This is a genomic window from Paenibacillus sp. MAH-35, from assembly GCF_058135425.1.
The window spans coordinates 158,928-180,368 of the sequence record NZ_JBYUPU010000009.1; the positions used below are offsets into that span (position 1 = coordinate 158,928).

Sequence of the window (21,441 nt, forward strand, 5' to 3'; positions counted from 1 at the left end):
TGTAGAACATGCGGCTGGTACTTCGCCGTGTTTGTCCATTAGGTGACGCATGAGTTCGTTATAGAATTTTTTGCCGGATGAGGAAGGAGGAGTTTCGCGAAGGCGTCTGGAAAGTAGTACATGGGAACAATCGGCTGAAAGGGTGAGCGCGCATTGAACATGCGTCCAATCGACAAGGAACACGATAAAAAGCTGCTGCTGGCGCTTCACTGCGAAGTGAACTACGCCTGTGACACGTCGTGGGCGAGAGAACTGCCGTATGAGGAGTACAAGGCGAAATGGATGTCCACGTCGCAGCCGGAGCAGTTTTATTCCGCAATGCTGGAAACGCTGGACGATCCCCGGACGATCGCGGAGTTGGCGGAGGACGACGACGGGCGGCTGATCGGATACGTCTGGTCGACGTTCGCCGATGTGCCGGACTATGCGCTGACGATTGCCGAGATTCGCGATTTCTATATCGCCCCGGATTATCGGAGAGAGGGGTACGGCATGCGGCTGCTGGCCTATGTGGAGGACAGCGTCAGACGAAGCGGAGCGAATCTGCTTCGCTCGGAGACGGGGACGGAGAACGCGGCTTCCCGCTCGCTGCACCGGAAGTACGGCTTCGAGGAGTACCGGATTTGCCTGGAGAAGAGGCTGTAGGTCCGGAGGAACGATAACATCCCATTGCCTGGGAAGGAGAGGAACGGCTGTGACGGTAAAAGCGGTTTTCCTTGATTTGTATGCATTGGCCCGGACCGGGTGGAGCAGCCGGCGAAAATCATCAGGTGTGAAACGGAGGAGTATGATTGTATAAAGCGGTCATTTTTGATCTGGACAATACGTTGTTGAATTACGACCTGTGTGAATCGGATTCGATGCGCCTGACCGGCCGGAAGCATGGGCTCGAGCAGTGGGAGCGGTTTACTTGGGAGTTGTTCTGGGAAGCTTTCGCCCCGATCAATTGGGTGTACTGGAGCGAGAGGATCGAACGCAAGCTGACGATTCATCAGGTGCTCGAATATTCGTTCCGCGATACGTTGCAGCGGCTGGAGTGGGACGCGGTTCACTCGGTTCCGCTCGCACGCACCTACTGGGAGCACTTCTGCGAGTTATGCCATTTCGAGGACGGGGCCCAGGAGCTGTTGACGGAGCTGCACGGCAGCCGGAAGCTGGCCGTCATCTCCAACGGCATCGGCGAAGCCCAGCGCAAACGGACGGCGAGCGGGAACATCGCCCATCTGTTTGACGCCTTTATCATCTCCGACGAGGTGGGTTTTCTGAAGCCGGACCGGAGTATATTCGAGATTGCGCTTGGGGAGCTCGGGCTGGACCGGACGGAAGTGCTGTACATCGGGGATTCGCTGGAGATCGACGGGGTGGGGGCGGGCAATGCCGGGATCGACTTCTGCTTCTACAACCGCGGCCGGCTGCCGGTTCAGGGCCCGTTCGCGCCTCAGTATGCGATCGAGCGGCTGAACGAGCTTCCGGCCGTGATCGCCTCCAAAGGCTGAGGCCGCGCCGGGACAGTCCGAAACGGGTCGCAGCAATCGGTAAAAAAGCAACGATCAAAGCTCTTCGTGCAGGTAAAACGGCACAAGAGCTTTTTCAATTCCGTTAAACGATGACGGCAAGACAGTGTTCGCCCGGGTAATGCTTGCGTGTCGTCAACTGTGCGAAGCGGTGAGTAAAGGCGACCGCGCACGCTCCGGGAGCGTACGTTTTCTCCGACAGCTTGAACAGCTTGCGGGAGCTGCGGCCGTTGGCCTTGACGAAATCGATGCCGTATTCGATGCGAAGCCGCGCGGGCTCTTCTCCGTGATTCACGAGCGTAAAGCCCATTGACGCGGAGCCGCCGATCCGGACCAGATCCGGAGCGACCGCCAAGCCGCGAACCTCGATCGCCTCCGCCGGAACGAATCCGAAGAAGCGAAGCGCCTCCGGGTCGCACCGCTTGAGCAGCCCTCTGCAGCCGTGCCGGACGATCCAGTCGGTGTGAGGATGCCGGCCGTACCAGCTGCGGGCGGTCTCCAGCACGAGCGCAGGATGATCCTTGGCGATGTCGTTCAAGTTATTCGCCACGCTTCTGCGCACATACTCCGACTCGTCTTCCTTCAGCAGCTCCAGCAGCGCCAGTACGGGGCGGGGGTCCCGCTTGAACTCGCTCAGCGCCATCGCCCAAGGCAGGCGCGGCCGGCTTCCTTCGCTTGCCAGCCGGCGGACGTGCTCGTCCGGGGCAGCCGCCCACTGCTTCAACCGTTCCAGCATAAGAGAGGGATAGCGGACGATAAACGGCCGGACGGCGAATTCCGAGCTGGAATACCGGGTGAACCAGGCAAGCGCTTCGATCGAGGCTTCGGGGTCCTCAAGCCCGTACACTTCCACGAAGTCCGGGTACAGCATGTACGGGAGTCCCCGGCTGTCGACGGCGGCGCGCTTCAAAATGTCCAGCGCTTCCCGGTAATCGGGCGGAAGCGCCGTGCGCAGCGATTCGGAGATGCGCCTCATCCGCTGCTTGAGCGCAAGCGACTCCCAGTCACCCGCGTATACGAGCTCCAGAAACGTCCGCTCCGGAAAGGCCGGATACTCTGCCCTCAGCTTATCCGTCAACTGCCCGAAAAACGCTTCATTATAAATCTCTTTCAACAGCTCGGCCATGCACCTACACGATCCTTTCTCGTATTTTATATGAAATGGGAATGTACGTTCCTATATCTTGCAGTATACCACAGAATGATTACTAAGAGGAGTCCAAATCGACTTAGCAATCCATAAGAAACCTGTATACTGATCCTATGTTATCATGAGCACCGGACATAAACTTTTAGGAGTAAAAACCAATACAAGCAGTCGTATTCGAGGTGCCGAAAGGAGCAATGTATGGCGAATATCGAGCATTTGCAAACCGTGAATGTTCCGGCAGCGAAGGTATATGAAACCTTAACCACCGCTGAGGGGTTGTCGGAAGTTTGGACGAATGAGCTCATTGTCCGTAAGCAGGTTGGCTCCATGAATGAATTTCGATTCGGCGGCCATGACGCGGACAAGATGAGGATCGAGGAACTGATCCCGAATAATCGAATCGTTTGGCGGTGTAAGGATTCGGACCCGGAATGGATCGATACGGTTATCTCTTTTGACATCGAAGAGAAAAACGGGAAGTCCTTTGTTACTCTGCGTCATATGAACTGGAAAGAAGTGACGCCCTTTTATCGCTCTTGCAATTACAATTGGGCCATATTCCTTTATAGTCTCAAATCCTATTGCGAGCAAGGTGAGGGTCTTCCTTATCAAAAACGCAAGTTTTAGAAACGCGAAGGAAAAGCGCCGCTATGAAATTTACAAAATATTTAGTTTCTTTTCATGGGACGCGGCTTGGTCCATGATTCCCGAGTATGCTAAAATGACGAAATACTCAGTGTTTCAGGAGGGACGATTTTCGTGGACCCCAAATGGAGGGAACAATTGGAGCAGCATAGAAACAAGCGGCGTGAAGATATCATTCAAGGAGCGCAGCAGCTGTTTTTGGAACGGGGCTTGTCCTCGGTAACGCTCAAGGATGTTGTCGACTTTTGCGGCATTAGCAAAGTGACATTGTATAAATATTTCCGCTCCTTGGATGAAATTATTTTCGAGGTGCAAATCAACGTATTAAGCGCATTCTGGCGGGTTGTCACCCTTCATTATCCCGAGGGAGCGAGCGGATATGAAAAGTTCCGGCAATTGCTGGAGCATATGATCAGCGCTTCGGAACAACATGCGAGCTATGTTCGATTTATCGCCATGTTTGATGCTTTTTATCGGGAAAGTTATGTGAATGCGGAGCTCGAAAACCGATATATATCTTTCTTGAGAGGCGATACCCATCCATTTTACGCGCTCCTCGATGAAGGGATAACGGATGGATCGATCCGCAGCGATATCGATATCAACGTTTTGACGTTTACCTTAAGCAATGTTGTAATCGCAACCTTGCAGCGTATGACTGTAAGAGGGAAGCTGCTGCATTTGGACCAGGGAGTGGAGCCTGCTTTCATTCTACAGCACATGATGGACATGGTCTTAACTTATTTGAAACCGCAAGGACAACAATAGACGGGATGCTCTTCTCAATTGGAGAGCATCTTTTTTGTTCCGTTTTTTATTCACAATTTCTTTACGTCTATTTGATAATGTGCAAACAAAACAATTCTATAATCAAGGTGTTTACTCGTGGTAAACACTAATTAATTGTAGGTAAACTTTGGGTGTGTGACTTAATGATTTAAACATCAAAAATATTGGGAAGGACACGTCGCATGAAATTGTTAACAGCGGGGAAGAGGAGAGGCAAGCCGAGGAAATATATCGCGCTTTTCCTTATGATGCTGCCGGGTATCGTCTATATCTTGATCAATAATTATTTGCCGATGTTCGGCGTAGTGATTGCATTTAAAGATTACAACTACTCAAAAGGGATTTTCGGCAGCGATTGGGTAGGGTTTCAAAATTTCGAGTACTTGTTCAAGACGGCGGACGCTCTTATCATCACCAGAAATACCATCCTGTATAATGTTGTCTTCATTCTCCTTAACTTGGTTATCGCGCTTGGCGTGGCCATTCTCCTCAATGAGGTGAAGAAAAAGGTTTTAACCCGTTTTTATCAAAGCGTTCTTTTGCTTCCCTACTTAATTTCTATGGTCATCGTAGGCTACCTGGTTTTTGCGATGCTCAGCCTGGAAACGGGCTTCGTCAACAAGACAATCTTGCCGCTGCTTGGATTGCCGGATATTTCATGGTACAGCGAAGCGAAATATTGGCCGTACATTTTGACTCTCGTCCACATCTGGAAAAGCGCCGGCTATTTATGTGTCATTTATTTGGCCGCGATTATCGGGATCGACCCCGAATACTACGAGGCGGCAACGATTGACGGAGCAAGCAAGTGGCAGCAGATCAAGAGCATTACGATTCCGCTCATCACTCCGGTCATCACGGTTATGACGCTGCTCCAGATCGGACGCATCTTCTACTCCGACTTCGGCCTGTTCTATCAGGTGCCGCTGAATGCGGGTGCGCTTCAATCGACGACGAACGTTATCGATACGTATGTCTACCGCGCCCTCATGACGCTTGGCGATGTCGGCATGTCTTCGGCGGCCGGATTGTATCAATCGTTCGTAGGCTTTGTGCTGGTTTTGCTGTCCAATTGTATCGTCCGGAAAAAGAACAAGGACAACGCTTTATTTTAAGGGAGAGATCGTACTTGAAAACGAAAAATTCGATATGGCAATGGTTTGTTCATCTCATCCTGCTCGCCATCGCAATCACGTGCATCTTGCCGTTTGTCTTGCTGTTTATTTCTTCGGTTACGGACGAGCAGTCGATCGTTCGTGATGGTTATACCTTTTTTCCGGAAGCATACAGCTTGTCGGCGTATCGGTATTTGTGGCACGACGCTGAACGAATCTTTCGAGCCTACGGAATAACAATCCTGATTACCGTCATCGGGACGGTTATCAGCCTGATCATCACCTCGATGCTTGCGTACCCGTTATCACGCAAGGATATGCCCATGCAAAAGTTCTGGTCGTTTTTCGTCTTCTTCACCATGCTCGTTAATGGCGGACTCGTGCCCACCTATTTGGTGTACACCCAGTTATTCGATTTGAAAAACACGCTGCTTGCGCTAATCGTACCCGGACTATTAACAAACGCCTTTTATGTCATGCTGATGCGAACGTTTTTTGCGACCTCGATTCCGGCTCCCGTTATCGAATCGGCCCAGATCGACGGAGCCGGACAATTCGGAACGTTCGTCCGGATCGTGCTGCCGCTCTCGCTTCCGATTCTTGCGACTGTCGGTTTATTCCAAACGATCCATTATTGGAACGATTGGTTTAACGGGATGATTTATATAACGGACAGCAAGCTTTTCAGCTTGCAGAACTTGTTAAACCGGATATTGCTGGACATTCAATTTTTGACAAGCAGCAACTTCGCGGGGAACCAGAGTGATCCGATCGCCAATATTCCCACCGAGACAGTGCGGATGGCGATGGCTGTAATTGGGATCGTCCCGATTCTGGTCGCATATCCTTTCTTTCAAAAGTATTTCGTAAAAGGTCTTACGATCGGAGCGGTCAAAGGGTAAGGCTGTATCCAGTATTCTGCTGGTTCGCATAAAACAACAAGATTATGGGAGGGCTCTAAGCATGATCAGGAAAAGAAATTGGATGAGGTCGGGGCTATCGGTCGTTCTTGCGTCGGGCATGCTGATTGCAGGCTGCGGTACTAAAAAAGAAGAGGGAGTTTCCGGATCAGCTTTGTCCTTCACAAAGAGCGGCAAGGAGCTGGCGCCTTACGAGGTGACGATGGCCTTCTACGGAAGCGACCAGAAGGACCTGCAAGCTGTTCAGGACGAGATGAACAAAATTTTGAAGGAGAAAATCAACACGACCGTCAAATTGACTCCAATTAGCATCAGCGCATGGCAGCAGCAGACGAACCTGATGCTCGCAGGCAACGAGAAGCTCGATCTGATGTTTACGTCTACCGGGTTCAATTACGGCACGCAAGTGGCGAAAGGGCAGCTGTATCCGTTGGACGAGCTCGTTGAGAAATACGGAGCCGGCATTAAAAAAGCATTGGAGCCTTATCAGCTCTCGGCCGCCAAAATCAATGGCAAGAGTTATGGTATACCTGCCGTCAAAGACATGGCATCCGATTACGGGATATTGCTGCGCAAAGATCTGGCCGACAAATACAATATCGATATAAGCAAAATCAAAACGATCAACGATTTGGATGCCGTCTTTCAAGTCATCAAAGAAAAGGAACCGGATATGGTGCCGCTTGTCGCCAAACATCCCGCATCCGGTCCGTTCTACGCGGGCTATGTTCGCTACGACGGTCTGAGCGGCGGCGTGGGCGTATTGCCGGACTACGACAACAACATGAAGGTGGTCAACTGGTATGAGACGTCGCGATATGCGGACCAGTTGAATACAGTAAGAAAATGGTATCAGGCCGGCTATTTGCTGAAGGACGCATCTACTAGCAAACAAGACGGCAGGGAGCTCGTCAAGGCCGGCAAGGCGTTTGCCTATTTTTCGAATTTGAAGCCCGGCACCGATGTGGAAGCATCCAGAAAAAGCGGCAAAGAGATGGCGGTGGTCCGTCTGACGCCGGCATATGCGACCACGGATTCGATCACGAGTATTATGTGGTCGATTCCGAGAAATTCGAAGGACCCGGATCGCGCGATGATGGTTCTCGACCTGCTCTACTCGGACAAACAGCTGTACAACTTGTTCGCTTGGGGAATCGAAGGAAAGCATTACGTGAAAAAGTCGGAAAATGTTATCGATTACCCGGCGGGCGTCGATATCGCGAATATCGGCTATAACTTCGGTACGCCCTATATGTTTGGAAATCAATTTTTGTCCTATACGTGGGCGGATCAAGATCCGAATAGCTGGAAGACCATGGATGAGTTTAATAAGGGCGCCCAAAAATCGAAAGCGCTGGGCTTTATATTCGACGTGAATCCTATAAAAACGGAACTGGCTGCAGTCAATAACGTATTGACCGAATTTGTTTCAGGCTTGGAAACCGGCACGCTCGATCCTGCAGAACATTTGCCGAAGTTTATTGCCAAATTGAAGGCTGCAGGCAGCGATAAAATCGTAAGCGAGAAGCAGAAGCAGCTTGACGAGTGGGCGAAAACGCAGAAATAACGGCCAGGGTAGACTGCAATTGACAAGATTGCGATTGGTTAAGCCGGAGATTGGTTGAAGGCTGACAGTTGCCCAAGCCGAATCCCCGGTATTATTTTTCTCAAAAATCAAATGAGGTGTTAAGTATGCAGCGAGTGATTCCGTTCGAAGGAACACATAATTTCCGCGATATGGGAGGCTATCGAACTGCCGATGGACGAAAAGTCAGATCGGGTCTTTTCTACCGGTCCGATGAGCTGACAGGTTTGACGGAGCATGATTTGTCGACCTTCCGATCTTTGAATATCAAAACGATTATCGATTACCGGGATGACTACGAAGCGCTCAAGAAGCCCGACCCGCTGCTGGCTGGCGTCCAAAATATTCGAATAGCGGCCATGAAATCGGATCAGGCGCCGCAAATCAACATGCCCGGGAACGCGGATAGCGCCGGCCATGGCGATCATTTTATCGTTGATTTGGTCAAAAGCGGCTATTTCAAACAATTTCGTGCAGATACGATGATGATGGAATTGTACACAAGGCTTCCGATCGGCAATCCGTCGTATCAACGATTGATGGAAATGATCCAGGATTCGGACAACCTGGGGCTTCTGCATCATTGCACGGCAGGAAAAGACCGTACGGGAGTCGGAGCCTCCTTGATATTGCTGGCGCTCGGCGTGCCGGAACAAACGGTTATGGAAGATTATCTTCTGTCCAACGAGACGATGAAAACATTTAACGGGAACATGCTTGGCAAGCTTGCCGACTATCTGAATGAAACGGAATTGCAAAATGTCCAGCTGATGCTCGGAGTGAAAGAAGAGTTTATGGATGCCGTATTCAGAACGATCAAGAAAACTTACGGCAATACCGACACTTATTTTGCCGAGGAATTCGGCTTTACGAAGCAGAAGCGGGAAGCTTTGCAATGCATGTGCCTGGAATAAGGGGGAATCATCATGGTAAATTTGGCAGCGAAACCTTTTTATTTGCAGGATGAGGATATCGAGTGGGTCCTTGGAACGCTGGCTGCGATGGATATAAGGGAAAAAGTCGGGCAGTTGTTTTGTCCGATCGGAATGACGGATGACCGGGATCGACTGAAAACGCTAGTCGAGACTGTAAAGCCGGGAGGGATATTGTTCCGGCCGGGTCCGGCGGATCACATACAGGAGGTTCACCGTTTTCTGCAGGATCAATCCAAGGTGCCGCTGCTCCTTGCCGCAAATCTCGAGTCCGGAGGCAACGGAATTACTCCTGACGGCACCTATTACGGCAAGCAGCTGCAAGTGGCGGCGACGGACAAGGAAGAGATGGCGTACAGATTGGGTCTTGTCGCCGGCAGAGAAGGAGGGGCTGTCGGCTGCAACTGGTCGTTTGCGCCGGTTGTCGACATCGATCTCAATTTCCGCAATCCGATCACGAATGTTCGAACGTTCGGTTCCGAACCGGCGAGAGTCGCAAGGATGGCCAAAGCGTACACCGCCGGCATGCAAGAAAGCGGGCTGGCCGCAACTGTCAAGCACTTTCCGGGCGACGGTGTGGACGAACGTGACCAGCATTTGCTCACAACGGTCAATTCGCTGTCTGTGGAAGAATGGGACGAAACGTTCGGCATGGTATACCGGGAGCTAATCGAAGCGGGAGCGGAGACTGTCATGGTCGGCCATATTATGCTTCCTGCCTATTCGCGAAAGCTCGTTCCCGGCATCGCCGACGAAGAGTTGATGCCTGCCACGCTCGCACCTGAGCTGATCGGAACGCTTCTTCGAAAGCAGCTTGGCTTTAATGGCCTCGTGGTCACGGATGCGACGCCGATGGCCGGCTTTACGATGGCGGAGAAACGGGAGATTGCGGTACCTCGAACGATAGCCGCTGGATGCGACATGTTCCTGTTCAACAAGAACATTCGGGAAGATTTCCATTACATGATGAAGGGACTTGAAAGCGGCATTCTGTCGATGGAAAGAGTGAACGAAGCGGTAACGCGAATTTTGGCGCTCAAAGCTTCTCTCGGCTTGCATAAACGGAAGGTTGAAGACACGCTTGTTCCGGGTTCGGAACAGCTGGCGATCCTGCAATGCGAAGAACACAAACGATGGGCGAAGGAATGTGCGGATCAGGCGGTTACGCTAGTTAAAGACACGCAGCAATTGCTCCCGATCGCTGTCGATTCGCACAAGCGTATGCTGCTGTACGTGCTTGGAGACGGCGGCGGACACCGAAGTTCGCCGATTTCTCCCTACCTGGTTGCCCGGTTAAAAGCGGAAGGGTTCGACGTCACTGTTTTCGACAATAAAAATGTAGACTTTACAGCGATGTTCGGCGGGGTAGAGGAACTGCGCGAACAATACGATTTGGCGCTATACGTAGCCAATATTGAAACAGCTAGCAACCGGACTACGGTGCGCATTGACTGGGAACCGCTTCTTGCCGCAGATGTCCCTTGGTTTGTCCAGGAACTTCCGACCGTGTTCGTTTCCGTTGCAAGCCCTTATCATTTGCTGGATGTTCCGCGGGTACAAACGTATATTAACGCTTATTCGGGCAATGAAACGATCGTTGACGCTGTTATCGACAAGCTGCTCGGAAGATCGGAGTTCAACGGGATAAGCCCGGTCGATCCGTATTGCGGCTGCTGGGAAGCGAAGCTGTAGGACGTTCGGGCGGAGGGAACGATGATATGAACATAGAAGCGGTTATTTTCGATTTGGACGGTGTGCTCGTGCACACCGACCGTTACCATTATTTGTCCTGGGAGCGGATATGCTGCGAGGAGGGTATCCCGTTCGACGAGACGATAAACAAAAGGCTGCGGGGCGTAAGCCGGGTAGATTGCGTGAATATCCTTGTGGAGAAAACGGCTCGTTCGTATTCCACTGAAGAGAAGATGCAAGTGGCCGAGCGCAAGAATGGGTACTACAAAGAGATGCTGCATTCTTTATCTGCCGCAGACCTGCCTCTCGGAGTCGTAAAGATTTTGGATTCGTTGCGTGAAAAACGTATGAAGCTGGCGATTGGCTCCGCGAGTCAAAACGCCAGATACATTTTAGAACGGCTCGGGCTTTCGGATAAATTCGACGCCGTAGCGGATGGCAGCGAAATTCGCAGCAGCAAGCCGGATCCTGAAGTATTCCTGCTGGCGGCAAGCAAATTGGAGGCGCGCCCGGATCGCTGCCTGGTCATAGAGGATTCGGCTGCCGGAATCGAAGCGGCGTTCCGAGGCGGCATGTGGGTCGCTGCCGTCGGAGACGCCGATTTATACGAGATGGCGGATTATCATATCGGTCATATCGAAGAATTGCTGACGATATTGGAAGAGAAAGGAGGTGTCTCGTTATGAGTCATTCGGCGGAAAGACCGAATATTTTATGGATTACCCTCGAGGATACGAGCCCCAGAATGGGCTGCTATGGGGATGCTTTGGCACGTACGCCTCATATCGACAAGCTGGCCGGAGAAGGCGTGCTGTACCGGAATGCGTTTGCCGTAGCGGGCGTATGCGCTCCCAGCCGGTCGTCGGTCATTACGGGGATGTACCCGACTTCGATCGGTACCCATCATATGCGTACCGCGCATACGAACCCGTTGACGCCGGAGCTGCCAACACCTTATTCTGCGGTTCCACCCGCCTATGTCAAGACGATTCCCGAAATGATGCGCGCGAACGGCTATTATTGCACGAATAACTGGAAGACGGATTACCAGTTCGAGGCTCCGCTAACGGCGTGGGACGAAAACGGAATGGAGGCGCATTGGCGGAAACGGGAATCCGGACAGCCTTTCTTCGCCGTATTCAACTATATGTTTACCCACGAAAGCGGCATCTGGAGAGAAGAAATAAAGGAAGCGATTCGCAAAATCCATGGCGAAAAGCCGCTCCTTACCGATCCGGACCGGGTTATCGTTCCCCCGTATATTCCCGACACGCCTAAATCGCGCCTGGCTCTCGCCAAACATTATGACCTTGTGGCGAATGCGGATGAGTACGTCGGCCGTCTCCTTCGGCAGCTTGACGAGGACGGCTTGACGGACCATACTGTCGTCATGTTGTGGAGCGATCACGGCGAAGGATTGCCGCGAGCCAAACGCTGGACGTACGATGCGGGTATTCGCGTTCCGCTCATCGTACGATGGCCCGGCCATGTAAATCGGGGACAAATCAGCGAGCAAATGGTCAGCTTGATCGACCTGGGGCCGACGGCGCTTTCGCTGGCAGGGCTGTCCGTCCCGAGATATATGCAAGGACGGCCGTTCATGGGGGAACAGGCCGAGCCGAGAGACTGCGTCTTTGCCACCCGCGATCGTTACGACGAAGCTTACGATAAGGTACGGGCAGTCCGCGATAAGAGGTTCAAGTACATTCGCAACGATTATCCGCTGCAGCCTTATCTTCAGTGGATTCCTTTCAGCCACGATCACCCGATGTGGCAGGAGCTTTGGAGGCTGAATCTGGCCGGGGAGTTGACAGGAGATCAACAACTGCTTATGCAAAGCCGGCGTCCTCCGGAAGAATTGTACGATTGTATGAACGATCCCTACGAACTGCGCAATTTGGCCGGCGATCCGGCTTGCCGCGAACCATTGGAGCGGCTGCGAAAGCTGCTGGACGATTGGTGCGGCCAGTACGACAGCTGGGGGGATATTCCCGAAGAGCAGATGGTTTCCCGCATGTGGCCGGATGGGGTACAGCCGCAAACCGCCAAACCGCTTATGATTCCGATCAACAACCGGATGCCGGGCAAGGAGGCCGTAACTAACGGATTCTTTGACGAGCCGACCGCGATCATGCTTCATTCGGCCACGCAAGGGGCTTCCATAGCCTATTCGATCAATGAAGATCCCCGTTGGAAGCTGTACACCGGACCGATCGGGATAAGCACCGGTACTACCCGGATTACGGCCAAGGCGATACGGATCGGATACCGGGATAGTAACGAGGCAGCCGCCACGTTTGTTATCGAGTATGAGGATGGCCAGGGGGACGAATAGGAATTATGAAGCGAAAGGGCGGCTTTTTGAAGGAAGAGGACGACATGCCTTGCTGTCATGGTAACGAGAGGAAGCAGAAATATAAGGATTTGGTCACCACAGCGCTTATGTACTCCGAACCACTTCTAAAAGTAACATTTCTCACCAAATAGTTGCATCCATGTCCGTTAAAACTCAAATGGATCGAAATTCACCGCAATAACGACCGCTGTGTCCGTTACAGTTTTTGTTCTCTGCCAAGAAGTTTATGATCTTTACCGTGCTAAAGTGAATGAAGGGGTTTCCTTCCTCGGCGTTAGAGAACGATACTCAGGTCCGAAGACTAACGAATCGTATTGTGCTTATCGCTGCAAAACGACGTTATTCCAGACGTAACAAATCGGGGGATCGTTATCGAACCGAAAGTGGGAAAAAACGATCCGATTTGCGGAAATAACGATACGAGAGTTCGTTACAAATTCAAACGCTCGCATCCGGCTCTGATAACGGTTGCTGGGTTCGTTAGCGATACTCCGCAAAAAGACAACACTACCTGAGGGCGAGTGACTGGAGCGAAGGAAGATCCCTATTCCCTTCCACGCGCTGGCGTATGGGTTTGCACGTCAAAGAACCGTCCGGGTGCTTTTACGGACGGTTCTTTCTTAACGTTACAGAAAGTTTAAGTTTACTAAAGCGTTAAAGCGGTAAATGAAACATTCTTTACCAGGGAAAGCCTCCGCTTACGCAGTGTTTTTCATCGTGGCAAGGCTTCGTTTAGATGTGTTTCTTCATTTATCGTTGCGAACTACTCCCGAAATACCCGCAAGAAAGCAGGGGGCACCTTGCTTTCGAAGCGCATCGTTTGACCGGTGACGGGGTGCCGGAAGGAGAGGACGTGGGCATGAAGGCCGAGTCGTCCGATCGAGCCGGAGGAAGCGCCGTATTTTTTGTCCCCGACTACGGGATGGCCGATGTCCTGCATATGGACGCGGATCTGGTTTTTCCGTCCGGTCTCCAGCTCTACCTCCAGCAGCGAGAAAAGTTTGCTCGACTTCATCAGCTTATAGCGGGTCACTGCGAGCTGTCCGTCGTCCGGCTTCTGGCTGGAATACACGCGCATCGCTTTGTTTTCCTTCAGCCACGACCGGATCGTGCCTTGCTCTTCCCGCACTTCGCCCTCCACCAAAGCTACGTACGTACGCTCCAGAACGGATTCCTGCCACGTGTTCTGCAGCTGCTGCTGGATTTGTTCGCTCTTGGCGAACATCATCACGCCGGATGTGTCGCGGTCCAGACGGTGCACGATGAAGATCCGGCTGCGCGGATCGGCGCGGCGCACGTGATCGGACAGCTGGCGGTAAGCCGTCATCTCCTTTTCCTGCTCGGAGGCGATGGAGAGAAGTCCGGCATCCTTATGCACGACGATCACATCGTCATCCTCATGGAGGATGGACAAGCCGACCAGCTTGTCCGCCTTGACGATCTTCGCCCAACTGACGGTGACTTGGTGACCGGGAAGCAGGGGCTGATCGTGACGGGTTACCGTTCTGCCGTTCACCGACACTTGTCCGCGCGCGAGAATCGACTTGACCGCGTTGCGTCCGTGACCGCTTAACGATTGAATCAGGAAGGCCAGCAGCTCGTCCGGCTGCTGCACCGTAAGCTCGGTAGCGGGCGGGTGTTTGCTCCAAGGGGCTTTGGCCGGCGTTGCGTTTTTGTGCGGCTTGGCGCCCGCGGCCGTGTCGCCAGCAGGAGGGTGCTTGCTCCATCCCGATTGGGCGGCTGCGCGTTTCTGCGGCTTTCCGGCCGGTCTGCCGGTGGAGGGCTGCTTGTCCCAGGAAGCTTTGGCATCCGTACGCTTGCGCTGCTTCCCGTTGGATTGTGCAGCCGGGGCCGGTTTGCCCCATGCGCTTTTGGGCTGTTTGCCGGCCGCTCCTGCAGCGGCGGTTGGTTTTGCGAATGCCAGTTTGGCGTCCGTGCGTCTTGCTTGTTTTTGGCCCGGTTTCGAAGCGGGAGCTTGCTTACTCTCTGTAAATTTGGCGGGTGTGCGTTTCTTCTTGTCCATTCCGTTCTCCTTTGACTGTGCAGTTCCTGTTGCTACTATATCGCATCCGGCGCAAAAAAGCATCCGCCCTCCCGTTCCCCGGCGGTTTGCATGCGGCCGCTCCGGAACAATGGTATAATAGTGCCATTCGCTGGAGGAGGGTGTGTATGAGCGATTCGGTCAACGCGGCGGCCGCCTTCGGTGGCGGCAAGAAACCGGTCATTCGGGCCGAGGGGCTCGTGAAGCGGTACGGTTCGTTTATCGCCGTGGACAATGTAAGCTTCGAGGTGCACAGAGGCGAAATATTCGGCTTGCTCGGACCGAACGGCGCAGGCAAAACGACGACGATGGAAATGATGGAAGGCTTGCGCCGACCGGATGAGGGAACGGCCATCGTAGCCGGCTTCGATACGCAAAAGGAGCTGAAAAAGGTCAGGCAGGCGATCGGCGTTCAGTTGCAATCGACCTCGCTGTTTGACTTGTTGAAAGTGAAAGAAATCGTACGCATGTATGCGAGCTTTTATCCGAGCTCGGTTCCGATACAGCCGCTTCTTCAGGATATGATCCTGGAGGAGAAGAAAAACGACCGGGTGAAGCATCTGTCCGGCGGCCAGCGGCAGCGGCTTGCGATCGCTCTGGCGCTCGTCAACGATCCGGAAGTGATCTTTCTCGACGAACCGACTACCGGACTCGATCCGCAGGCGAGACGCATGTTATGGGACATCATCCTGAAGCTGAAAAACCGCGGCAAAACGATCGTGCTGTCCACCCACTACATGGATGAAGCGCATATTTTGTGCGACCGCATCTGTCTGATGGACAAAGGGAAGGTGATCGCTCTCGATACGCCGGAGCGGCTTGTACGCAGCCTGCATTCCGAGAGCGCCGTCGAATTCCGGCTGCCCCAGCTGGAGAGAACGGACTTGCCGGACGAGGAACGCCGTGCCGTCCTGGCGTTGCTGGAGAGCGTGCAAGGGGTTACCGGGGTGGATATGAAAAAAGAAGTTTATGTGCTGTACACGGATCGGCTGCAGTCGACCTTGACCGATTGGATCGCGGTTGCGGGAGCAAGAGGACTGGAATTCGCCGACCTGCGCACTCGTACAGCCACGCTGGAAGACGTGTTCATCCATATGACGGGAAGGAGCCTGAGAGAGGAATGAAGGCTTACTTGCAGTTGACGCTCGCTCAGCTCCGGTTATTTATTCGAAACCGTCAGGTGCTCTTCTGGTCGCTGTTATTCCCGGTTTTTTTTATGGGCATGCTGGGAGCTTTTCTCGGCAACGGCAGCGGCATATCGCTGAACGGAGCGATCATCGATGAGGATCACAGCAGCGCTTCGCGTACGCTAGTCGGTTCGCTCCGCCAATTAAGCCATGTGATCGAACTGAAAGAGGAATACAACAAGGAACAAGCGATGGAAGAGCTGAAGCGGGGCGATCTGCATATTATCGTAGTCATCCCGGACGGTTACGAGGAACAGCTCGGGAAGCATTCCACCAATGCGTATCTCGATCCGCTGTTCGAACCGATGCCCGAGGTGGCCAAGGTCAAGGCGTATTACGACGAGACCAATATGACGACGTCCCAGTTGGCGCTGGCGGTTTTGTCGCAGGTGGTGGACGGCCTGAGCAAGCAGCTTGCCAACTATTCGCCGGTCGTAACGGTGGAATCGGTCGCGGTTCAGTCGCTGAATTTGAAATATATCGATTTTCTCGTCCCTGGCATTCTGGCTATGATGATTATGTCTACCAACCTGAATGGAGTAGCCGGTCAAATCGCTTCGTGGCGCGAGCGCGGCATTCTGCGGAGAATGCAGAGCACGACGCTTAAAGCGTCGACGTTCATCGCCGCGCAGATAACGGCAAGGCTCGTGATGAACGGCATGCAGGCGTTTATCGTCGTGTTCGTCGGCTCGACGTTTTTCGGCACGCAGGTGAACGGGGCGTGGTGGCTGCTGTTTCTGTTCGTCGTGCTCGGGACGCTCACCTTCATGTCGCTCGGCTTCATTATCGCCTCTCTGGCCAAGACGCCGGAAAGCGCCGGGCCGATCGCCGGCTTCGTCTCGTTTCCGATGCTGTTTCTCGGCGGAGTATTTTTTCCGATTAAAGAGATGCCTGTGCTGCTGCAATATGTGGTGAAGCTGCTGCCGATCTCGCATCTGACGACGGCGATGCGCCAGGTGATGAACGTCGGGGCGGATTTTGCGGCGTTGTGGCCGGAGGCGGCGCTGCTCGGCGGCTGGATTGTGGTGGCGTTTACGATCTCGAGTTTTACGTTTAAGTGGGAGTAAGGCGTGACTGGAAGTCCGGAGCCTCGTACTTATAGTCATATTAGAAGAGGATAAGCGATAGTAACGGTTCTCACGGATCGCACAAGGCCGGGCGGATTGGCCGGTCAAGCGATTCGGAGAGCCGTTTTTTGGGGTTTGGACGAAAACGCATACATAAAAAGTCCGCAACGTGGCAAACTGGTAATGCCGGAATGAAACGTAACGTTATGTAAAGCTGACGCACCTTGTTACACGATTGACACATAAAGTTAATGCTGCGCTAATGATCCGCTAATGCTCCCTTAATGTTTCCGCCTTACAATAAGTTCAGAGGGGAAAGGAGTGTTCGACTGATGATTTTGTATCGTTTGGCGAAATGGATGGAGGAACGTAAACGGTTAAAGCGGCTGATCGCCGAAACCGACGGGGATTCCGCCGTTTACATCAAACAAAAAGCGGATGTCGAGCGTCTCATGATCCGGGAAGCGCACAGATGGCTGGAGCCGGGAAAAGCGGCCGGCGGCCCTGTGTTAACCGTCCGAGAGCAGGAAGAAAGCTATACGCTGGTGCTAACGCAAATGCCTGTGCAGGAACGGATCGCTCCGCTTCCGGAGGTGCTGGCCGAAGTGCGCAGAAGCTCGCTCGAGACGGCTGCCCGTCCCGGCCGGGGCAACACGGGACCGGTACGCGCCGAAGAGCTCGTACCCGAAGAACTGCTGCATATGCCGCTCGTCGGGGAAGATACGATGCAGCCGCAGCTTTGAAACGCTGTGGCATGAGAATAACGACAAGTCGTTTATTTATAATGAAGGATAAGGGAGCCCGGGCGAATGTCCGGGCTTTTGAATGATTTCGGAGGGGGCGCTAAGGCGATAAAATGATAATAAAGCGACCCGGGAGGCCTTCTGCCCTGCTTATAGCCGGGAAGGAAGCGGTTAAGAGCGGTTTGCAGCCTTTATTTTGTCCGAAACCCGCTTGGAGGGGGAAATAAGAGCGGTTTGAGGCTCTTAAAATGGGGGAAACGGATGCGGACCCGGCCAGTCGGTGGAAATAAGGGGTGCAAATCGCCTTTATTCCCTTCATTTTCTCGATTTCACCGAAAATAGAGGTTGTCAAAGACTCTGATTGGGGGCGCCCGCTCAACGAGCGCTCACCGCCCGCCAGTAGCCTCACCTCCCGCCTATCCAATGCCTGCTCACCACGCCCACCCAACGCTCGCTCACCACCCCACCCCCTGTCATACGCAACCGTTTCTCGCAATATTGTACTTTTTTTCACAAATTCGAAACTTAATCGGCCCAATCGTGTGATAAATGTCACGCCGGAAGCGGCCGGTTATCGCCTATACTCAAGGTAGATAGAGAAATGGAGGGATCTGGCATGATCGGCACAAAACCGGCACAAACACACAATGTTGAAGCATGGCGGGAATTCCGGCCGGGGAACTGGCAGACGCGGATTGACGTGAAAAACTTTATCGATACGAACCTGACTCCCTATCTCGGAGACGAATCGTTCCTCGCCGGTCCGACCGGACATACGACGGAGCTGTGGGCGCAAATTATGGAGCTGACCCGCGCGGAGCGGGCCAAGGGCGGAGTGCTTGATGTAGACGTCGATACCGTATCGACGATCGTCTCGCACGGCCCGGGCTATCTGGACAAAGAGAAAGAGAAAATCGTCGGCGTGCAAACGGACGAGCCGTTCAAACGTTCCGTCCAGCCGCTCGGCGGCATCCGTATGGTGGCCGATGCTTGCGAAGCTTACGGGTTCAAGCTGCCGGAAGAGATGATCCGGTTGTTTACCGATATCCGCAAAACGCATAACCAAGGCGTGTTCGACGCTTACACCTCCGAGATGAAGACGGCGCGCAAAGCCGGGATAATCACCGGTCTGCCCGATGCTTATGGCCGCGGCCGGATTATCGGCGATTACCGCCGGGTTGCGCTGTACGGCGTAGATCGTCTGATCGCGGGCAAGAAAGAAGAGCTGGCCGGACTCGAAGTGGATCAGATGTCCGAAGACGTTATCCGCTTGAGAGAAGAGCTGTCGGAGCAAATCCGCAGTCTGGACGAGCTGAAACGGATGGCTGCCGCCTACGGTTACGACATCTCCCTGCCTGCGCAGTCGGCGCGCGAAGCCGTACAATGGCTGTATTTCGCCTACCTCGGGGCGATCAAAGAGCAGAACGGCGCCGCGATGAGCCTTGGGCGCGTGTCGAGCTTCCTGGACATCTACTTCGAGCGGGATTTGAAGGAAGGCGTGCTGACTGAGCAGGAAGCCCAGGAGATCGTCGATCATTTCGTCATGAAGCTGCGTATCGTCAAATTTTTGCGCACGCCGGATTACAACGAGTTGTTCAGCGGAGACCCGACCTGGGTGACCGAATCGATCGGCGGCATGTCGCTAAGCGGCGAGCCGCGCGTTACGAAAAACTCGTTCCGCTTCCTGCACACGCTCTACAATCTGGGACCGTCGCCGGAGCCAAACTTGACGGTGCTCTGGTCGCCGCACTTGCCGTATAAGTTCAAGGCGTACTGCGCCAAAGTATCGATCGAGACGAGCTCGATCCAGTACGAAAACGACGAGCTGATGCGCCCGTATTACGGGGACGATTATGGCATCGCCTGCTGCGTCTCGGCGATGCGCATCGGCAAGCAAATGCAGTTTTTCGGCGCAAGGGCGAACTTGGCCAAAGCGCTGCTATACGCCATCAACGGAGGCGTCGACGAAGTGCTCGGCATCCAGGTCGGTCCTGCGATGAAACCGATCGACTCGGACGTGCTCAACTACGATGAGGTGGCGAAAGCTTACGACTCCGTCCTGGAATGGCTGGCGAAGCTGTATATGAACACGCTCAACGTCATTCATTACATGCACGACAAATATTGCTATGAGCGCCTCGAAATGGCGCTGCACGACCGCGACATCGTCCGCACGATGGCTTGCGGCATCGCCGGCTTGTCGGTTGTGGCCGATTCGCTCAGCGCGATCCGTTACGCCAAAGTGAAACCGGTCCGCAACGAGAAAGGGATCGCCGTCGATTTCGAGATTGAAGGCGAGTACCCGCAATACGGCAACAACGACGAACGGGTGGACAGCATCGCGGTCGAACTGGTCGAATCGTTCATGAGCAAGCTGAACAAGCATAAGCCGTACCGCAATGCAGTGCCGACGATGTCGGTCCTGACGATCACCTCGAACGTCGTTTACGGCAAGAAAACAGGGACGACGCCGGACGGACGTCAAGCCGGTCAGCCGTTTGCGCCGGGCGCGAACCCGATGCACGGCCGGGATCGCAAGGGCGCTCTCGCATCGCTCGCATCGGTGGCGAAGCTGCCGTACGCCTGCAGCCTGGACGGCATCTCGAACACGTTCTCGATCGTTCCGAAGGCGCTAGGCCGGGAAGAAGGGCCTCGTGTGCAAAACCTCGTGTCGATGCTGGACGGGTACGCGACGCTCGGCGGCCACCATCTGAACGTGAACGTCTTCAACCGGGAGCAGTTGCTTGACGCGATGGAGCACCCGGAGAACTATCCGCAGCTGACGATTCGCGTATCCGGCTACGCGGTCAACTTCATCAAGCTGACCCGCGAGCAGCAGCTCGACGTCATCAGCCGCACGTTCCACGGTGAGGTATGACGGGCCGCATCCATTCGCTGGAGACGTTCGGCACCGTGGACGGGCCGGGAATCCGCTTCGTCTTGTTCATGCAGGGCTGTGCGCTGCGCTGCCGGTACTGCCATAATCCGGACTCGTGGGATACCGAAGCGGGCCGCCGCGTGGAGGTCGAGGACATCCTCGCCGAGATCGAGCCGTATGTGGAGTTTTACCGTCTCTCCGGCGGCGGCATTACCGTATCGGGCGGCGAGCCTTCGCTGCAGGCGCCTTTTGTCGCGAAGCTGTTCGCCGCTGTCAAGGAACGGTGGGGGCTGCACACCGCTCTCGACAGCTCGGGCTTCTGCGAGCCGGCGCATGCGGAGGAGCTGCTGCGGCACACCGATCTCGTCCTGCTCGATCTGAAGATGATGAACCGGGAAGCCCATCAGGAGCTGACGAGCCAGCCGAATGACAAAATTCTGCGCTTCGCCGAGCATTTGTCCGCCAAAGGTAAAGCGATGTGGGTCCGCCGCGTGCTCGTCCCCGGATGGACGGACTCCATGGAAGAGCTTCGCGAGCTGGGACGGTTTATCGGGAAGCTGCGCGGGGTGGAGAAGGTGGAGGTACTGCCGTACCACCGGATGGGCGTATACAAATGGCAGGAGCTAGGCCGGGAATATGTATTGGAAGGATGCCCGGAGCCGACAGACAACGAAGTGGAGCGGGCAATCCACTTAATCGAGGAAGGGCGGAGAAGCATGACGGATACGCCTCTGCACGTCCTGTAGAAAGAAAGTGCAAAAAACCTCCGAACCCTTGATCTCTCAAGGAATTCGGAGGTTTTTGCATCGATCGCGGAACCGCAGCCG

The 21,441-nt window shown here is 53.9% G+C and carries 18 protein-coding genes; 16 read left to right on the plus strand and 2 right to left on the minus strand.

What is annotated here, in order from left to right; all coding sequences use genetic code 11:
* The first annotated feature begins 159 nt into the window (after positions 1-159).
* Positions 160-645, plus strand: coding sequence for a GNAT family N-acetyltransferase (locus tag AC3Y2E_RS12320; protein ID WP_379210762.1), 486 nt, complete (start codon positions 160-162; stop codon positions 643-645).
* A gap of 146 nt (positions 646-791) precedes the next feature.
* Complete coding sequence (locus AC3Y2E_RS12325; RefSeq protein ID WP_379210569.1) at positions 792-1,496, plus strand: HAD family hydrolase; 705 nt, start codon at positions 792-794, stop codon at positions 1,494-1,496.
* 103 nt (positions 1,497-1,599) lie between these two features.
* Here the strand turns inward: AC3Y2E_RS12325 and AC3Y2E_RS12330 are convergent, their stop codons facing one another.
* Positions 1,600-2,640, minus strand: coding sequence for a DNA alkylation repair protein (locus AC3Y2E_RS12330; protein WP_379210571.1), 1,041 nt, complete (start codon positions 2,638-2,640; stop codon positions 1,600-1,602).
* Positions 2,641-2,862: 222 nt separating this feature from the next.
* Here AC3Y2E_RS12330 and AC3Y2E_RS12335 point away from each other — a divergent pair, with 222 nt between their 5' ends.
* From AC3Y2E_RS12335 to AC3Y2E_RS12375, 9 genes are all read left to right on the plus strand, one after another.
* Positions 2,863-3,291 (plus strand): SRPBCC family protein, encoded by a 429-nt coding sequence (locus AC3Y2E_RS12335; protein WP_379210573.1) that lies wholly within the window; start codon positions 2,863-2,865, stop codon positions 3,289-3,291.
* A 132-nt stretch (positions 3,292-3,423) separates the two neighbouring features.
* The gene (locus AC3Y2E_RS12340) at positions 3,424-4,077 is read left to right on the plus strand and encodes a TetR/AcrR family transcriptional regulator (protein ID WP_379210575.1); all 654 of its coding nucleotides are present in this window, start codon (positions 3,424-3,426) and stop codon (positions 4,075-4,077) included.
* Between the two features lie 203 nt (positions 4,078-4,280).
* On the plus strand, positions 4,281-5,213 hold the full coding sequence (locus tag AC3Y2E_RS12345) for an ABC transporter permease (protein ID WP_379210577.1): 933 nt from the start codon (positions 4,281-4,283) through the stop codon (positions 5,211-5,213).
* 14 nt (positions 5,214-5,227) lie between these two features.
* Complete coding sequence (locus tag AC3Y2E_RS12350; protein WP_379210579.1) at positions 5,228-6,115, plus strand: carbohydrate ABC transporter permease; 888 nt, start codon at positions 5,228-5,230, stop codon at positions 6,113-6,115.
* 61 nt (positions 6,116-6,176) lie between these two features.
* Positions 6,177-7,700 (plus strand): ABC transporter substrate-binding protein, encoded by a 1,524-nt coding sequence (locus AC3Y2E_RS12355; protein ID WP_379210582.1) that lies wholly within the window; start codon positions 6,177-6,179, stop codon positions 7,698-7,700.
* Positions 7,701-7,825: 125 nt separating this feature from the next.
* Complete coding sequence (locus tag AC3Y2E_RS12360; protein WP_379210584.1) at positions 7,826-8,632, plus strand: tyrosine-protein phosphatase; 807 nt, start codon at positions 7,826-7,828, stop codon at positions 8,630-8,632.
* A 12-nt stretch (positions 8,633-8,644) separates the two neighbouring features.
* Complete coding sequence (locus AC3Y2E_RS12365; RefSeq protein WP_379210586.1) at positions 8,645-10,342, plus strand: glycoside hydrolase family 3 protein; 1,698 nt, start codon at positions 8,645-8,647, stop codon at positions 10,340-10,342.
* A 26-nt stretch (positions 10,343-10,368) separates the two neighbouring features.
* Complete coding sequence (gene pgmB, locus AC3Y2E_RS12370; protein ID WP_379210588.1) at positions 10,369-11,028, plus strand: beta-phosphoglucomutase; 660 nt, start codon at positions 10,369-10,371, stop codon at positions 11,026-11,028.
* Positions 11,025-12,677, plus strand: a complete 1,653-nt coding sequence (locus tag AC3Y2E_RS12375; RefSeq protein ID WP_379210590.1) for a sulfatase family protein — start codon at positions 11,025-11,027, stop codon at positions 12,675-12,677. The genes pgmB and AC3Y2E_RS12375 overlap by 4 nt, the downstream gene beginning before the upstream one ends.
* 784 nt (positions 12,678-13,461) lie before the next feature.
* Here AC3Y2E_RS12375 and AC3Y2E_RS12380 read toward each other — a convergent pair.
* Positions 13,462-14,313, minus strand: coding sequence for an RluA family pseudouridine synthase (locus tag AC3Y2E_RS12380; protein WP_379210764.1), 852 nt, complete (start codon positions 14,311-14,313; stop codon positions 13,462-13,464).
* 554 nt (positions 14,314-14,867) lie between these two features.
* On the opposite strand from AC3Y2E_RS12380, the gene AC3Y2E_RS12385 reads away from it, so the two are divergent.
* From AC3Y2E_RS12385 to pflA, 5 genes are all read left to right on the plus strand, one after another.
* Positions 14,868-15,863, plus strand: coding sequence for an ABC transporter ATP-binding protein (locus AC3Y2E_RS12385; protein ID WP_379210592.1), 996 nt, complete (start codon positions 14,868-14,870; stop codon positions 15,861-15,863).
* Positions 15,860-16,993 (plus strand): ABC transporter permease, encoded by a 1,134-nt coding sequence (locus AC3Y2E_RS12390; RefSeq protein WP_379210595.1) that lies wholly within the window; start codon positions 15,860-15,862, stop codon positions 16,991-16,993. The genes AC3Y2E_RS12385 and AC3Y2E_RS12390 overlap by 4 nt, the downstream gene beginning before the upstream one ends.
* 332 nt (positions 16,994-17,325) lie before the next feature.
* Positions 17,326-17,736 carry a hypothetical protein gene (locus AC3Y2E_RS12395; protein WP_190929907.1) on the plus strand — a complete coding sequence of 137 codons (411 nt, stop codon included), beginning with the start codon at positions 17,326-17,328 and terminating at the stop codon, positions 17,734-17,736.
* Positions 17,737-18,352: 616 nt separating this feature from the next.
* Positions 18,353-20,614: a formate C-acetyltransferase gene (pflB, locus tag AC3Y2E_RS12400; RefSeq protein WP_379210596.1), complete on the plus strand. Its 2,262-nt coding sequence runs from the start codon at positions 18,353-18,355 to the stop codon at positions 20,612-20,614.
* Positions 20,611-21,360: a pyruvate formate-lyase-activating protein gene (pflA, locus tag AC3Y2E_RS12405; RefSeq protein ID WP_379210597.1), complete on the plus strand. Its 750-nt coding sequence runs from the start codon at positions 20,611-20,613 to the stop codon at positions 21,358-21,360. The genes pflB and pflA overlap by 4 nt, the downstream gene beginning before the upstream one ends.
* The last annotated feature ends 81 nt before the right edge of the window (positions 21,361-21,441 follow it).